General features: G+C 41.9%; 17 protein-coding genes and 3 pseudogenes. 7 read left to right on the top strand and 13 right to left on the bottom strand.

Features of this window, described 5'->3' with window-relative positions:
- The first annotated feature begins 5 nt into the window (after window positions 1-5).
- Complete coding sequence (gene kduI / locus OGM16_04355) at window positions 6-848, top strand: 5-dehydro-4-deoxy-D-glucuronate isomerase (GenBank protein UYJ47510.1); 843 nt, start codon at window positions 6-8, stop codon at window positions 846-848.
- A 334-nt stretch (window positions 849-1,182) separates the two neighbouring features.
- A pseudogene (locus tag OGM16_04350) lies at window positions 1,183-1,494 on the top strand (SAM-dependent methyltransferase).
- Window positions 1,495-1,559: 65 nt separating this feature from the next.
- Here the strand turns inward: OGM16_04350 and OGM16_04345 are convergent.
- The 7 genes from OGM16_04345 to OGM16_04315 all read right to left on the bottom strand — a co-directional run bounded on the left by OGM16_04345 (window position 1,560) and on the right by OGM16_04315 (window position 8,890).
- Entirely contained in the window at window positions 1,560-1,937 is a 378-nt protein-coding gene (locus OGM16_04345) for a DUF6088 family protein (GenBank protein UYJ47509.1), read from the bottom strand.
- Between the two features lie 280 nt (window positions 1,938-2,217).
- Window positions 2,218-3,264 carry an FUSC family protein gene (locus OGM16_04340; protein UYJ47508.1) on the bottom strand — a complete coding sequence of 349 codons (1,047 nt, stop codon included), beginning with the start codon at window positions 3,262-3,264 and terminating at the stop codon, window positions 2,218-2,220.
- 31 nt (window positions 3,265-3,295) lie between these two features.
- Window positions 3,296-4,339 carry a HAMP domain-containing histidine kinase gene (locus OGM16_04335; protein ID UYJ47507.1) on the bottom strand — a complete coding sequence of 348 codons (1,044 nt, stop codon included), beginning with the start codon at window positions 4,337-4,339 and terminating at the stop codon, window positions 3,296-3,298.
- The gene (locus OGM16_04330; protein ID UYJ47506.1) at window positions 4,339-5,010 is read right to left on the bottom strand and encodes a response regulator transcription factor; all 672 of its coding nucleotides are present in this window, start codon (window positions 5,008-5,010) and stop codon (window positions 4,339-4,341) included. The genes OGM16_04335 and OGM16_04330 overlap by 1 nt, the downstream gene beginning before the upstream one ends.
- 18 nt (window positions 5,011-5,028) lie before the next feature.
- Window positions 5,029-6,462 carry a phospholipase D family protein gene (locus tag OGM16_04325; GenBank protein UYJ47505.1) on the bottom strand — a complete coding sequence of 478 codons (1,434 nt, stop codon included), beginning with the start codon at window positions 6,460-6,462 and terminating at the stop codon, window positions 5,029-5,031.
- Between the two features lie 172 nt (window positions 6,463-6,634).
- Window positions 6,635-8,194, bottom strand: coding sequence for a cardiolipin synthase (gene cls / locus OGM16_04320; GenBank protein UYJ47504.1), 1,560 nt, complete (start codon window positions 8,192-8,194; stop codon window positions 6,635-6,637).
- 489 nt (window positions 8,195-8,683) lie between these two features.
- The gene (locus OGM16_04315; protein UYJ47503.1) at window positions 8,684-8,890 is read right to left on the bottom strand and encodes a hypothetical protein; all 207 of its coding nucleotides are present in this window, start codon (window positions 8,888-8,890) and stop codon (window positions 8,684-8,686) included.
- Between the two features lie 308 nt (window positions 8,891-9,198).
- On the opposite strand from OGM16_04315, the gene OGM16_04310 reads away from it, so the two are divergent.
- Together OGM16_04310 and OGM16_04305 are read left to right on the top strand one after the other, a co-directional pair.
- Window positions 9,199-10,431, top strand: coding sequence for an ATP-binding protein (locus OGM16_04310; GenBank protein UYJ47502.1), 1,233 nt, complete (start codon window positions 9,199-9,201; stop codon window positions 10,429-10,431).
- A gap of 25 nt (window positions 10,432-10,456) precedes the next feature.
- Window positions 10,457-10,759, top strand: a pseudogene (locus tag OGM16_04305) (ATPase).
- Between the two features lie 266 nt (window positions 10,760-11,025).
- Here OGM16_04305 and OGM16_04300 read toward each other — a convergent pair.
- Window positions 11,026-11,427 carry a MerR family transcriptional regulator gene (locus OGM16_04300; protein ID UYJ47501.1) on the bottom strand — a complete coding sequence of 134 codons (402 nt, stop codon included), beginning with the start codon at window positions 11,425-11,427 and terminating at the stop codon, window positions 11,026-11,028.
- A gap of 101 nt (window positions 11,428-11,528) precedes the next feature.
- On the opposite strand from OGM16_04300, the pseudogene OGM16_04295 reads away from it, so the two are divergent.
- The 3 genes and pseudogenes from OGM16_04295 to OGM16_04285 all read left to right on the top strand — a co-directional run bounded on the left by OGM16_04295 (window position 11,529) and on the right by OGM16_04285 (window position 13,309).
- Window positions 11,529-11,978: pseudogene (locus OGM16_04295) on the top strand (aldo/keto reductase).
- A gap of 84 nt (window positions 11,979-12,062) precedes the next feature.
- Entirely contained in the window at window positions 12,063-12,404 is a 342-nt protein-coding gene (locus tag OGM16_04290; protein UYJ47500.1) for a transposase, read from the top strand.
- A complete protein-coding gene (locus tag OGM16_04285; GenBank protein UYJ47499.1) occupies window positions 12,401-13,309 on the top strand; it encodes an IS3 family transposase in 909 nt (302 codons plus the stop codon). Before OGM16_04290 ends, OGM16_04285 begins: the two co-directional genes overlap by 4 nt.
- A 538-nt stretch (window positions 13,310-13,847) precedes the next feature.
- On the opposite strand, the gene OGM16_04280 is transcribed toward OGM16_04285, so the two are convergent.
- From OGM16_04280 to OGM16_04260, 5 genes are all read right to left on the bottom strand, one after another.
- Window positions 13,848-14,306 (bottom strand): S-layer homology domain-containing protein, encoded by a 459-nt coding sequence (locus OGM16_04280; protein UYJ47498.1) that lies wholly within the window; start codon window positions 14,304-14,306, stop codon window positions 13,848-13,850.
- 129 nt (window positions 14,307-14,435) lie between these two features.
- Window positions 14,436-14,621 (bottom strand): hypothetical protein, encoded by a 186-nt coding sequence (locus tag OGM16_04275; GenBank protein UYJ47497.1) that lies wholly within the window; start codon window positions 14,619-14,621, stop codon window positions 14,436-14,438.
- 80 nt (window positions 14,622-14,701) lie between these two features.
- Window positions 14,702-15,628 carry a hypothetical protein gene (locus tag OGM16_04270; GenBank protein UYJ47496.1) on the bottom strand — a complete coding sequence of 309 codons (927 nt, stop codon included), beginning with the start codon at window positions 15,626-15,628 and terminating at the stop codon, window positions 14,702-14,704.
- Between the two features lie 33 nt (window positions 15,629-15,661).
- Window positions 15,662-15,823, bottom strand: a complete 162-nt coding sequence (locus tag OGM16_04265) for a hypothetical protein (protein UYJ47495.1) — start codon at window positions 15,821-15,823, stop codon at window positions 15,662-15,664.
- Window positions 15,824-15,842: 19 nt separating this feature from the next.
- Window positions 15,843-16,205 carry a hypothetical protein gene (locus OGM16_04260; protein UYJ47494.1) on the bottom strand — a complete coding sequence of 121 codons (363 nt, stop codon included), beginning with the start codon at window positions 16,203-16,205 and terminating at the stop codon, window positions 15,843-15,845.

The following is a 16,205-nucleotide window of genomic DNA, read 5'->3' as shown; positions in this document are numbered from 1 at the left end:
TAAAAATGGATATTCGTTATTCTGCAAACCAGAGAGATGTAAAACGCTATACAACAGAAGAGCTGAGAAAGGAATTTCTGATCCAGAACCTGTATCAGGCAGATGAGGTAGTTGCAGTGTATTCCCATGTAGACCGTATGGTCACAATGGGATGTATGCCGGTTTCTGAGAAGGTTTCTATTGAAAAAGGCATTGACTGTTGGAAGAACTTTGGAACCCACTATTTTCTGGAACGCCGTGAGATCGGTATTTTCAATATTGGCGGAAAAGGAAAGATTACTGCTGATGGACAGGAATTTGCTATGGGATATAAGGACTGTCTGTACATTACCAAGGGAACAAAAGAAGTTTACTTTGAAAGCGAAGATCCTTCTGATCCGGCAAAATTTTATATGGTAAGTGCTCCGGCCCATACTTCCTATACTACTACTTTCATTCCTATTGAAAAGGCAGCAAAGAGACCATGTGGTGATGCAGCTCTTTCTAATAAGCGTACTATCAATCAGTTTATCCATCCGGATGTATTAAAAACCTGTCAGCTTTCCATGGGTATGACCGTGTTAGAGCCGGGAAGTGTATGGAATACTATGCCGGCACATACACATGAGCGTCGTATGGAGGTTTATATGTATTTTGAGGTACCAGGTGACAATGTAGTATTTCACATGATGGGCGAACCAACAGAGACCAGACACATTATCATGAAAAACGAAGAGGCTGTGATCAGCCCTTCCTGGAGCATTCACAGCGGTGCAGGTACATCTAATTATACCTTTATCTGGGCAATGGGCGGCGAGAACATGGAATTTGATGATATGGACACCATGAAGCCTAATGAGATGATGTAATAATGTTTACGGGTATACAGGTAAAAAACAGGTGCTCACCCTATGGGGATCATAGGGTGAGCACCTCCTGGATCATGAAAAAGCTGTATGCCCATATTTCGGCGGCTTTTGCTGTTGTAACAGACCCTTTTGCCCCCAACATCATTAAATCTGTCTATTATAAATATTTCATTATTGTTGGCACGAGAATGTTCATATCTACGGGCTTTGCAACATGATCATTCATTCCAACAGAAAGAACTTTTTGTATATTTTCTGCAAAGACATTAGCAGTCATCGCAATAATTGGAATCCTGGATTTTTTAGCATCCTTCATCTTTCGGATGCGGTTAATGAATATAACGGTATTTGGGCTTGTTCCTCTATTTTGCATTTACCAAAGAAAGAGCTGCGTTCAGTATTACAAAAGATGTGCATTGCACTTAAAGATAACGGGATGATCTATACTTCATTTAAGTATGGTAACTTTGCGGGGGATCGTAATGGTCGTTATTTTACAGATTTTATAGAGGATTCTTTTCAAAAGATTATAGCTGACATATCAGAGTTAAAGATAGAGGACTGCTGGATCACCAGTGATGTCAGACCGGGAAGGGATGAGGAAAAATGGCTCAATTTATTACTCCGCAAGTCGAATATTCATTAAACATCAAGGGTGAGTATCATAATACTTTAGATATTGAGGGGTTTTCTCAGATGATGAAGGATCCCTCATATTGGAACTTCTCGTACTTTTGCCGCCATGTTATTGCTAACAATCTCAACTTTATTGGGAACCTGCGTTGAAATTCCCAGCTGATTAGCAAATGTATTACCAGAATAGAAACCATCTACTTTTCCACCTCTGGAAACATATTTGTATCTGGCAACCGTATCTGCATTTACGCCCACATTTGTTTTTAGTCGTGATTTCTTAGGCAAATAATAAATGCCATTCTCATATTTTTGTAGTTTTCCCTCATCGCACAGCTTTTTTAGCTGCTGATTTACTGCAGATTTTGTAATTCCCTTAATCACTATATCAGAAAAGAATATAGGCTCTGCTTCCTTATAATTGTCTTTCAAAAATTCATATAACATAAACCTCATTCCTTTCTCCTAAATATTTATAACCTATATGGTTATTTTTGTTAATTATATTCTATATTCTGTTTTCACGATCTGGCCATGTAATTTTAGCACTATGGTTAGTATATCCAAAGCAGAATAAAACATAAAAAAAGATCTGTCACCCTTAGGATTCTTCCCAAAGCCAACAGATCTTACATTTTCCCTTACATCTTTATACTCTTTGCCAGACTCGTCAGCAAAGCTGCCATCTTCGGATTAACCTTTTTTCTTTCTAACCCACGTTATTTTGCAGCCACGGTTACCACTGTTTCCTTTTTTTCGACATAAGCCAATAAAACATAGAACAAAATATTAATGCAAATACAACGCCAAAAACATTCTGAATCACTCTAAGACCAACTGCTCCTTTTAGTCCATAACTCTCTGTAGCAATGGCCAAAGCACCAAATGTGTTAAATACTGCCTGCCAGCCATATTTTGCAGAAAGTCCTACACCAATTCCGCCAAGGATTCCTATGTATGCATAGATAGATGACGGAAGCAAAAAATATAGTACTGTAAAGCATATTACACCTGCAATATTTCCGACAATCCTTTTGCGGACTCTGTATTGCATGTCCTCCATAAATGGTAAGATTGCTGACATTGCCGCAATTCCAGCCCACATTGCCCGTGGCATATTGCAGAGTTCCGCAATGCAGAGTACTGCCGGTACACATATGATCTGACATAACTGCCACTTTGTTCTGGAAGAAGATATATCAAATTCCTGTACCAAATCATTCAAATTTCTTTTATACGTTCTGTTTTTATGATTTCGATAAAATACGAAGCAGGTAAGTGCTGCACCTAATGCCATTCCGGTTAATCGCATCTGATAACTTTTTCCTGTTACATCATATCCATACAATAACAGATAACCAAGAACCAATGTGGATTGGTTAAACATGAATGGGTTATGACATCCGAACAGAATCAGCACTGCCAGTGCAGCAATGTTTAACAGCATTCCAAGTACCGGTGAAAGCTGGTTTGCTAAATGCGGACATACAGTCATAATTACAAAGAACAAAGCCAAAAGCATCGTAGATTGTCCGGTGTGGATCCCCAGATCCGCATTCCGAAATACCATAAGGCATAATAAAACTACTACACCCACAATACTATTCTCATTTCCAAATAAGATACTGAAAATAGTAACAAATAAAAAACAAAATGCCATTGTAACAGCTATCTTTACCAAATATACCAGCATATGATATGATTTTTCTTTCACTGTTTCACTCTTTTTCAACAGGTTTTTAGAACCTGCCTGATTTAACTGCAATTCCTGATAAAATGTCATGTAATTCCTCCTCTATCTGTTTTTCTTAAACTTATATGGCCTCATCTTTCTGTATTGGAAGCTCTACAACAAATCTGCATCCACCATATTCCCGGTTTTCTGCCTTGATCGTCCCGCCAGCACTATCTACGATCCGTTTCACAAGTGCAAGGCCGAGACCATTTCCTTCTGCTTTGTGAGAATCGTCTGCCTGATAAAATTTATCAAATATTCTGGTTTTCACATCATCCTCTATTCCCGATCCTTCATCTTCTAGAATAAACATTACAGAATCCTTTTCCTGCTTCAGAAACATCATAATTGTCCCCTTTGCAGGACTGAACTTAATCGCATTATCTAAAAGATTCATCCATATATGCATAAAAAGTCCTTCATTCCCAGTATATTTAACTTCCTCCAGCTCTACCTGGAAATCAATTTCTTTTTCTGTCCATTTTGTCTCCAGGGAAAGAAATGCCTGACGGATCTGTTCATCCAGACGATATTCTGTTTTTTTCATTGGTATGTTCTGATTCTCTAACTTGGATAACAGCAAAATATTTCCAACCAATCCGGAAAGCCTTTGGGTATTAAACAGGATTTTTTCTACATATTCCTCTTGCTCCTGAGACAGTTCTTCTCCCTGAAGAAGCATTGTATACCCTTCAATGGCATTGATCGGGGTCTTAAACTCATGAGAAACATTGGAGACAAAATCCATCTGTAGTACTTCTGTTGCACGAAGCTCTTTTGTCATCACATTAAAACTCTGGTAAGATTCTCCAACTTCTGCGATACGGCTGTTCGTTTCCAAGTGCTGTTCAAAATCTCCCTGCGAAACTTCCTTCATTGCTTTACTGAGTCTGGTAATTGGTTCCAGCAACCTTGCATTGATAAAGGAAGTAATCAGCCCTGCAATCAATGTATTAAAAATCAAAAGCCAGCCAAGCACAGGTATGCTACCAGGCAGATTAAAAAAATGATTCAAGAAAGCAAATAATAACGCAGATATGACTGTTGAAAATACAAGTGCCAGCCAGATTGCACCAGTCAGACAGGATCGGATCCGCAATCCTTTTTCTTTCTTTTGTTCCATTATTTTTTCACCACCTTGTATCCAATTCCACGCATTGTTACGATTTCAAAATCAGGGTTATCTTTCAAACGCTCCCTGATTCTTCCTATATGTACCTCTATCGTATGTGGGTCTGCCTCCGTCTCATATCCCCATACTTCATCCATCAACTGTTGTTTTGTAAATGTTCTGCCTGGCGAAGCTGCAAGCTTATATAAAAGCAGAAATTCCTTTTTAGGTAAAACAACGCTTTCCTCACCGGTTTTAACCGTCATTGCATCATAATCAAACTCCGTTGAACCAAGCACAATTTTGTGTTCATTCAGTATCTGCGCACGACGAAGCAATGCTCCGACTCTTAAAACCATTTCATTCACATTTACCGGTTTTACCATATAATCGTCACTTCCTGAAAGAAATCCCTGACGCATATCATCAAAGGTACTTTTTGCAGTGATCATAAGTACCGGTATCTGATATCCTGCTGAACGGAGTTCCGACACCAGTTCATAACCATCCATAACCGGCATCATAATATCGGAAATGATAAGATCAATATACTCTTTATCCAATATTTCTAATGCCAGTGCTCCATCCGATGCACTTTTGACCTGATATCCATTCTTTTCAAGCACTTTTTGGAATAGCTGGCTTAATTCTTTATCATCTTCTACAATTAATATTTGAAACACGATCTTCTTCCTCCTTTATCAGAACAGATATCTTGCCCATCCAAGCAGATGCTGTATCAAAAGTACGTTTCTCTGACGCTTCTTTGTCAATTCAATTGGCTCTACATGATACGGATCACGATAGGTTCCATCTTCCAATACCTGTCGAGACACTCTTTCATATTCCATCATGCCTTCTTCCAACTGTTTATTAATCTCTTTGCTACGTATTACAAGCATCAGTTCCGTATCCAGATACGTGCTTCTCATATCCATGTTAAAGGAACCGATTACGGATAGATCATTATCAATCAGGATGCTTTTTCCGTGGTAAGAATAGCCGCCTTCATACTCCCAGATATCAATTCCTGTATTTAAAATTCTGTTTCTGTTTCTCGCATAATCAGCAGATCCAAACGGATTTCCATTGTTGGCAACCGAATTGGTCATGATAGAAAAATCCGGAACTCTCTCCGCAATCTCTTTCCATGTATTATACATCATATCATTGCAAATAATATATGGTGTATGAATTTTCACGCGCTCTTTTGCATTTTTCATTAGTTCTCCCAGTTGATACCAGACTACTGGTTCCTTGGGACCTGTGTGGATAGGATTTGACACTAATGCAATCTTTTCTGTCTCAAAAGTTTCGTCCGTGTAATCGGTATCGCAGATTCTTTCCTTATTCTCTTCAAAATATTTCTGATAGCCGTTCTGCAGCTCTAAAACTGCGTTCTTTACAGATTTTCTATTTGCCAGTTTTTTATTGTCATGAAAATAACCACAGTCTTCTTGTTCCCATATCGTTTCAAAATACTCTAACAACTGGTTAACTGAATTTTCTTTCTCAGGTTCATCGCAAACCACTAACACATCTCTGTCATAGTTCTTATGTCCCAGAAAATCACCCAGGAAATAATTGTATGTATTTCTTCCACCAAGAATATATGTCTTACCATCTGCAATCAAATATTTATCATGCATTCTCCCCATCATCTTCCATGGTTTCAACGGATTGGCCTTATTATACAGTTTAATTTCAACATTCTTATGGGAAGATAATCCATAGAAATACGGATTGCCTTCCATATCAACCCAGCTCTCCATTCCATCTACTAACAGACGAACATGCACACCTCTGTCTGCCGCATCATGCAGTGCTCCTAAGATCAATTTTCCACTTTCATCTGATTGAAATGCAAAAGTAGAAAGAATAATGTCTTCTTTTGCATTTCGGATCAAACGCACTCTTTGTAAAAGTGCTTCTGGATTTTTTTCTATGATCACTGCTCGTTCCATATTCTCGCTGCGTTCGTTCCACGAATCATTTTGTGTTTCTTTTTTGATGGTATTAGACACTTCCGGCTGTTTTTTATATGCAATACAGATTCCAAATAATTCATAAAAAGCCACACATAAAAAAATTGACAGTATAACAAAAACAATTTTACATATCTTACGTTTTCCCATCGCACATCACCTGACTTTTTTTCATCTTATGTCTATACAATACAAAGTCAACCTCAATTTTACCTCAACAGAATTAATTTTATCCATGTAAATTTCCTGTACCGGCAATCAGACATTACAAAAACGACCTCTCAAAATCAACTATTTTTTGAAAGGTCGTTTCACTAAATTCTTATAACAATCCAGCAAATAATCTCATAAATAATTGTCCCAGTCGCAAATATGCACTGCGCCCAGTACAATATTGATCTGTTACATCACGACATTCTCCCATCGTTCTTATCAGATCATTTTTAATTTCCACAACTGCCTGACAATCTGCCATAAAACAGCCGTTTTCAAAATGATGATATAAGCTTCTATAATCCAGATTGATTGTTCCACAGGTTGCCATACAGTCATCCACTATACTCATTTTCGCATGGCAAAATCCTGGTGTCCATTCATAAACTCGCACTCCATGTTTAACCAATCCATGATAAAAAGAGCGAGTTATATTATAAATGAATTTTTTATCAGGAATTCCTGGTGTGATAATTCTTACGTCTACCCCTCGCTTAGCAGCCAGACATAACGCATGTGTCATTTCGTCTGTTATAATTAGATATGGTGTCATAAACCAACAGTAATTTTCGGCCTTATTTATCATACTGATATAAACTTCTTCTCCGACCTGCTCATTATCCATAGGACTGTCTGCATAAGGCTGAACAAAACCTGTTTGCTGTGCTTTATAATCGTAATGAATAATGTATTTACTAAAATCAGTATCATTCGTAGCTTTTTCACTAACAGCATTCCACATTTCTAAAAATGTCACTGTAAGCGACTGAACAGCATCTCCTTCTAAACGAATACCGGTATCTTTCCACTGCCCATACGGATGCGTATAATTAAAGTATTCATTTGCCAGATTATATCCACCTGTAAATCCAACTTTTCCATCAATTACTGTTATTTTTCTGTGATCACGATTGTTCAAAAATAGATTTAAGCCTGGCACAAATGGATTGAATACACGACAATGAATTCCTATACTCTCCATCTTTTTTACAAAATCTGTGTTAATAAAACCTATAGACCCCATATCATCATAGAATACCCTGACTTCCACACCGGCTTTTACTCTCTCTTCCAGAACATCTTGAATCTTATGCCAGGCTTCAGCATCTTCTATCGCATGATATTCCATGAAGATAAACTTTTGTGCTTTCGCAAGTTCTTCAAGCTGTGCCTCTAATCCCTTCACTGCTTCATCAAAATACTTAATATCCGTATTCTGATAGATTGGATACCGCGAATTTCTTTGTATGTAACTTGCAATATTTCCTGCTTTCGGAATCTTTTCTTTTATTCTGCTTAAACACTCCTGATTGTCTGGAAGCATTGGTAACAATTTGCTATCGATTTCTGCATATCGCTCACGCATTTTATGCGTACCACCATTCAAGCCAATCAATAAATACAGGCCTACACCCATAATTGGGAAAATCAGAATTAAAATGACCCAAGGCATTTTCATAGAAGATGTCTTATCTGACGCATACAATCTCAAAACTAAGATTCCACTTAAAATTCCGGTAAATAAATTTATGATTTCTGCATATTCATTCAAGCGCGTTACGATAGTAATAATAAAAATCACTTCAAGAAGAATACAGATTATGGAAAAGCACAATCGTTTTATTCCATTTTTTGTTTTTGCTTTTCCTTCTAAGGTATCTTGCTTCATATGTATTCCACCTCCAAAATATCTGTAACGAAAAAATCCGCCCAGAATAGATTCTTAATTTAATCTGAGCGGATAGATCCGTCAGGCCTGTTTTGTTCAGGCAAGAAAACCATATTTACATTCATTGACACCCCAATCCTTATCCTACGCTGTAGTTATCTCCGTTCGGTGCCAGGATTGAATTATTGCATTGGTGCCCATTAATAAATTTCGGTGCCCGATATCTGCGTTTAAGTGCTCTTTCGGTGCTCACAAGCACTGGAAAAAAGAAAATGCAGCAATGAGCTTTTACGATCATTGCTGTAAAAAATGCACGTTCCCAGGGGGAATCGAACCCTCAACTAGTGCTTAGGAGAACTCCAACCTATTGTCACTCTCTGTCAATCTATCTCCATCATTTTAATGCTAAATGATGGAGATTTCAATAGATTTGATGGAGATAAATTCTCCATATGCACAATGAATATACTCATTTGGATATAGAATTTATTACTTCATCGTCTTTGCCAGTGAATTGAGCAACGCCCGCATCTCTGGATTTGCCAATACTTTTGCCAGAAGTTCCGGATCGGCTTCATCAGCAACAGTTGCATTATTATTTTCCTGCTGTACATGCATCTGTGGATTCAGATTCTTTTTCTCATAAAATGCTTTCTTGAGTAATTCATAAATAAGATAATCATCAACCCCAAACAAATCTGCGACTTCCTTAACAGAATAGGATCAGGATTTTAATTCTTTCCCTGGCTCTTCTCTGGTAACTTTATGATATTTAATCTGATTGGCGTACCATTTTTCAAAGCTGGCAATATTGATTTGTATCTTTCCGGCAATTTCTTTTGATTCAAAAACATTTTTATTTTTCCTGAAATTAAGTAAAGCATCGGGTTGCCTTTACATAGTTTCCACTTTCAAAAAATAAAAAAAATTGTGTTTTTGAAAGCGACATCTTGCATATACTATTAGCAGACAGTATACTAAGTACAACGAAGCAGTTTCGAAAAATGAAAAAACTTCAGTTTTTGAAAGTGGGTGACTATATGAAAACAATCACGAGAGCAAAATATCTCGATAGAATCATTGAACTGAATGGCACTCCTGACATCAAGATCATTACAGGTATTCGTCGATCTGGTAAGTCCAAATTGATGCAGGCGTATATTGCGTATCTGAAAAGCAATTTTGAAAACATCAATATTATCTTCATCGACTTCATGGATTTGGCGTATGAAGAAATCAAGGAATACCATGCCTTACACGCCTATGTGGAAGAACATTATCAGGAAGGCAAAACGAACTACCTGTTTATAGACGAGGTTCAGATGTGTCCCAAGTTTGAGCTGGCAATCAACAGCCTATACTCTAAGGGAAAATACGACATCTATGTAACAGGCTCTAATGCTTTCCTGTTGAGTGCAGATCTGGCAACTCTGTTTACCGGACGCTATATTGAAATTCATGTGTTTCCTTTCAGCTTCCAGGAATATTGTCAATATTATGATGATATCAGTGACAAAGATAAGCTCTTTGATGAGTACGCTATCAAGGGCGGTTTAGCAGGTTCCTATGCTTATAGAACCGAAAAAGACAGAACAAACTATATAAAGGAAGTCTACGAAACCATTGTTACAAGGGACTTAGTACAGAAATATGCTATGCCGGACACTTTGGTTTTGCAGCGTCTGAGTGAGTTCCTTATGGATAATATCAGCAACCTGACTTCGCCTAATAAGGTCAGTCAGCTGCTGACAGCAAATGAGACTCCAACCAATCATGTAACCGTCGGTAAGTACATTAAGTATTTGTGCAATGCTTTTGTATTTTATGATATTAAGAGATACGACATCCGAGGTAAGAAATACCTTGAAAGCTCTGAGAAATTCTATTTGTGTGACAGCGGTATTCGATATGCAATACTGGGGAGCAGAAATATGGATTATGGAAGAGTATATGAAAACATCGTATGCATCGAGCTTCTTCGCCGTGGATATGATGTTTATGTCGGCAAGCTTTATCAAAAGGAAATCGACTTTGTTGCTCAGAGAGGCAGCGAGAAGATTTATATTCAGGTAAGCGACGACATTTCCAGGCAGGAAACATTTGAGAGAGAATACTCACCTCTGCTCCAGATTCGAGATGCTTATCCGAAAATGATTATTGCCAGAACCAAACATCCCCAATATAGCTATGAAGGAATCGAAATTCACGATATAGCCGATTGGTTACTACAAGAATAAACAGGGCGAAATATCTCCATCATTCTCTTTCATTTTGGAGAACATCGTGTATCTGGAGCTGCTGCGCCGGGACTACAAAGTGACTGTCGGCAGAACCGGAGACAAGGAGATCGACTTTGTATGTGACAAGAGTGGAGAAAAACAGTATGTTCAGGTTGCCTATCTGCTGGCATCCGATGAGACCGTTCAGCGTGAGTTCGGCGCGTATGACAATATCCGCGATAACTACCCGAAATATGTTGTCTCTCTGGATGAGTTCGACATGAGCAGAAACGGGATCAAGCACCGCAACATCCGCGATTTCCTGTTGGCAGAGGAATGGAATTAAAATGAAGTCAGCTTTTGGTGAGTCTATGGAAGTTTACAAGCTGAGCTTTTAGGACATTTTCCACGGTGCGCTGACGGTAGATACCGACACAGTGGGAAGCCCCCAAGGCCGAAAGGGGATCGTAAAACTGGATAGAGCTGCAAGCCCCACGGGAAATCACTCCCGTGGGGCTTTTTCCTGCCCGCTCCGCCGGAGCGGCGAGGGAGTGCATAGGGTTCTGTCCGGTGGCAAAAATCGAAATTTGCTGTGTCAACTGTACCGATATATCACTTAAGCAATTCCGGAACAAGATTACTGTAATACGCTGTCTTGCCTGACAGCACATCGTCATAGAATCTCTGCTTCCAGTCAATGTATGCCACTGCCTTTTGCAGTTCAGTAATGGATTGGAGCAAGGTTTCTTTTTTTTCTGCAAGAATCACCTTACGTTCCGGAATTGTGCCTTCGCCCTCCATGCACAAAGCAAGATATTGCTTCATCTCTGCAATGCTCATTCCACAGCTTTTCAGGCAGTTCAGACTCTGAATCCATTTGATGTCATGTTCGTCAAAGACACGATAATTTCGTCTGTCACGCTTGACATTGGGGACCAATCCCTCGTTGCAGTAGAATTTCAGATTTTCATAGGTCATATTGGTGAGAGTACAAGCCTCTTTCATAGAATACACAAAAAAGCCTCCTGTTTTTGAAAAATCCTTGACCGGTAGTAACTACCGGCTGTTACGATAATACCACAGAATAAAATTTAACACAACAGGAGGCTTTTGTTATGGACTATATTACTTTGAGCAACGGTGTGAAAATGCCACAGTTGGGCTATGGCGTATTTCAGGTGACACAGGAGGAATGCGAACGTTGCGTACTGGATGCACTAAAGGCCGGCTATCGTGCCATTGATACGGCACAAAGCTATTATAATGAAGAGCAGGTCGGTGCAGCAATTGAAGAAACCGGTGTTGACCGTAAAGATATTTTCCTGACCACAAAGGTCTGGATCGAACATTACGGCTATGAGAAAGCTAAAGCGTCGGTTTTAGACTCTATGGAAAAGCTACGTACAGATTATCTTGATCTTTGCCTGCTGCATCAGCCGTATTCGGATTATTACGGGGCATGGCGGGCACTGGAAGAACTATACGAAGAAGGAAAAATTCGTGCCATTGGTGTATCTAATTTTTATCCTGACCGTTTGGTGGATATTTGCTCCTTTTCCCGCATTAAACCTGATGGTGTATAAATAAAGTTGACAGCCTATTCTCAAGGATTTCATAGTATAATCAAGAGAATAAGGAGGTGCCCAACTATGGCACGAAGTCAACGTAAGTACGATCATGAATACAAAGTGCAGGCAGTTAAGCTTGCAAAAGAAATCGGTGGTGCGAAAGCCGCTAAAGAATTAGGAATTCCTGAAGGGACTATCCATACCTGGCTTAAAGCCGTAAGAACCGGACAACTGGATATTGGAGAAGGTGCCCATACTCCAGAATCTGCCATGAGCCTTGCGGAGGAATTAACCATGCTTCGAAAACGCGTGAAAGATCAGGATAAAGAAATTCGTCGTCTGAAAGAAGAAAACGAGTTTCTGGAAGAAGCCAGCGCTTTTTTCGCAGCGAGCCGTCGGAAGTCTCTAAGACCGAAAGAATGAAATTCATTGCGATTAAGACTGACGATGGCACCATCAAGGGAAAACTGGCTTTTTACTGTCGTATGTTACATGTGAGCCGCCAGGGATTTTATAAATATCTGTCCGTAAAAGACCGTCCGTGGAAATACCAGACGCTTGCAGATACCATGCTTGAAATCCATGCTGAGGATGTCTGCAACGACACCTATGGACGTGTACGTATGTTCCAGGCATTAACTCTTAAACGACCTGATGGCATTCCTATCCCCAGTGAGCGTACCGTTTATAGAGTCATGGAAAAAATCGGTCTCAGTCATCGTCCTAAGCGTAATCCGAAAGGAATTACGAAAGCAGACCGTGAGGCTCGTAAATCGGATGATCTTCTTAAGAGAAATTTCACATCAGAAAAGCCTCTTGAAAAATGCGTGACAGATATCACCGAAATCAAAGCAAAAGATGGAAAACTCTATGTTTCGGCAATCTTCGATTGTTTTGATTCAGCAGTACTGGGGCTGGCAATGGAAACCACGATGAAGGCAACGCTTTGCCAGCATACGGTAGAAAACGCTTTTATCGCATATCCTGAAATTCAAGGAGCAGTGCTTCACTCCGATCGAGGTAGCCAATATACCAGTGAGCTTTACCGCAGCACCCTGAGAAAATATGAAATCATCCAAAGTATGAACAGTGCCGGTGGTCGATGCCATGACAATGCCCGTTGTGAAAGCATGTGGGCGCGTCTAAAGACAGAATTATTGTATGACCGATACAACAGTGAAAACCTGACTGTGTCCGAACTGAAGTCTCTAATCTGGAGATACTTTATCAGTTATTGGAACAATCGGAGGATTTGCACCACCAATGGTGGTCTTCCTCCCATGCTCAAGCGACAGAGATACTATGATTCTCTGCGTATAGCAGCATAGTCCATGATGTCCTTGAGAAAAATGTGTCAACCAATCTTGACAACATCAAACGGTGTTCGCAAGCAGAATTTGAGACAGCCAAAATGTGAGAGTTTAGCCAAAATTGATTGAATTTTAGAAGTTTTTGATTGCTTTTATTTGAGAGTTAGCCTGAATTTGAGAGAATAAACACACAGCCAAAGGAAAAGTAGCGAGCATTTTGAACATCAAGCGTACACGCCCCCGAAAGGCGTGCGTTTGGTGTTTTCTTCTTTCATCCGGCGAATTTTCGTTCGGAGGCTAACTCTCATGGTATCTCGTATTAGGACGGCATTGAACGCCGCTATCAGAAACGCCACGGCGCACTACAACCGTGGCAGGGAATTTTCACGGAAGCGCACCCTTACACGCGAAACGGTCATACGCCTTTTGATTAGCGCGGAGGGCGGTAGTTTAGCTAAGATTTTGCACGATGCGGGCATTCAAGCTACCGCGTCGGCGCTCAGTCAGCGCCGCGCTCAAATCCCGCCCGAAGTGTTCCGCACAGTTTTCACCAACTTCAATTCCACTTGCGCCGACAATGAGTTCTTTTGTGGTTATCGTAGAGGGTGTTGTCGTAAATGGGGATACCTGCGGCGGCAGAGGCACTGTCATAGAGTGCGCCCCGGCACATCTGTGTCTCCGGCGCAGAGAAGATGGACGAATACATCCAGCCGTGGCTGTACGCCTCAACCATGGCGACGTAGCTCATTTCTTCCCATGTGTCGCCCTCAATGGGCAATCCATAGGCGCGGCATAGCATGACCGACCATTGGCGGACGGTCACGGGTGCGTCCGGAGAGAAGGTGTCCGCGCCGGTGCCGTTGGTAATGCCATGCTCTACCAGATAGGCGATGCTCTCAGCATAGGGTGCGTCCGGGGCAACATCGGAAAAGGGGCTGTCCGCCGCAAACGCTAGAACGGTCATCAGCAGGGGCAGTAGGAATGTCGTGCAAAGTACAGATAGTTTTTTCCGCATAAAGTTCTCCCTTCAAAGTGATAGCCGGTGCTGCTGCACCGGCTATCGGATAAATAAATGGCTTCTTTGCGGGGGGCAAACTGTAAGGAAATTTAGGTCGCTTTCAAGATCCAAAACGTTTACGAAAGATCACCACTTGCTCATAATCTTGCCGTACATCTGGAGCTTTTCCTGATCGTAGCGCTGCACCATCAGCATGACGTGCTCGCCCACCATGAAGTCCGCATCCTCGTGCTGATAGGAGTAGTTACACATACAGGTAACGCCATCAGGGAGGTTGCAGAACACGCCGCCGCCATATTTTCCGGAGATCATCGCAAAGCGGCGGGAGCCTACAGGGTGACGCTCCTCCGCACCAAAGAAGGGGTTGACTTCCGTTTCTTTCGCGGAAACAATCAGTTCACCAGTACGGGGTGATACTCCTTTACAATGCAGTCGATCTCCGAACCCGGGTGGAACTTCGTGCGAAGATCCGGGATGGCCGCGTAGCGGATCTCTTTCTGCGTCATATCAAGGTCGTAACCATAGCAGTCCACAAGGCAACGGCGGGGGCCGACCGCCAGCATCCTGCAGGTAATGCGGGAACCGCCAGCATGAAGATTCTCACGGGCAGCAAAAAAGCGGCGCTGGCTGCGACAGGCCTGACGGCGGGACGCCTGTGCACGGTTAGCGGTACGCTCCACCTTGGTGACGATTACATCGATGCTGGCCCCCACCATATTTCGAAGCACGAAGTCGGGTCGCTCCTCTCCCAGTTCCCACATTTCGGACTCGCGGATCAGAATGGGGATGCGATACGGCACCACAACGGCACAGAGTTCCCGCTTATTTTCAAGCATTCTTGCCTCGCTGCGCGGAAGGTATCTTGCGTAGAGATCCACACCGATGATCGTTCCGGTAATGGCGCTGCGGCCGCGGAAAGAGGCATAGATGGAGTTCCATTCTTTCCGTTCCTCTTCGCTCAGACCCCGATCCAGTTCATTGAAGTCCAGCTCGTAGAAGAGCGTGCGCTCGCTCTTTTCATCCGACGCATCAAGCGTTTCGGCGTTATCTGCTGCCAGGTATTCATCCTCCGCAGGTTCTGCAGCGGCTTCTTCCGTGACCGGCTCTTCAAAGCCACAATCCGCTCCATCGGCCTCAGAACCATGCGGCGCAGATGCGGGCAGATTTGAATGCAAATCCTCTGCTGCCTCAAGAAATTCCGACGTCTCTTCGTGCAGTTCCGCTTCTTCCGCTCTCTTCTCAACAGTATCATTTTCTTCTTGGGATGCAGTTTTTTCTGCTGCAGATAGTCCAAACGGCTTCGCCTCGGCTGCCTCCATTGCAGGAAGCGTCTCCGACTGCTCTGCCGTTTCCTACGCAGAAAGATCCCCCTCCGGCAACTCTGCGGGAACGTCGCCGGTATCTGTGCCTGCCTCGTCATGCAGCACGCTACCCGCAGGGACACTCCCCAGAGCGGTTCCTTCAACGGCAGTATTTACGATCTCTTCTTCAGGGGTAATTTTTTTCCTTGCCATATAATGTTCCTCCTAAGTGTTATATTTTTTCCGGCTCATTGGAGCCAAAAAAGCGATGAGTACCGTCCTTCTGTCGGGCGGCGAAAAAGTGATGCCGGGGCAGATCGATTTCTCCAAAGGAACCGCTCTCGGAAATCCAGATAATCCGCTCGCCCTTCATACGGGGGACGGTTGCAATGTGAGTAGCGGCGTCTAGCCATGCCACGCTGAAAAGGTATCCGGCCCCCTTTCCGTTTCCGGTAAAGCGCAGGAGAAATGGTTCATGCAGTCCGTCTTTCGAGTAAAATCCGGGCTGCACCAGAGCATGGAGCTGGCGGACACGCAGGTACTTAAACTCCTTGAGTATTTCGAGAATATACTTTTGCTGATTGGATAGCAGCAT

The sequence above is a fragment of the Lachnospiraceae bacterium genome (genome assembly GCA_025758065.1).
Lineage (GTDB): Bacteria > Bacillota > Clostridia > Lachnospirales > Lachnospiraceae > Enterocloster.
The sequence above is the reverse complement of the archived record's forward strand: the minus strand, read 5'-3'. Positions and strand labels throughout refer to the sequence as shown.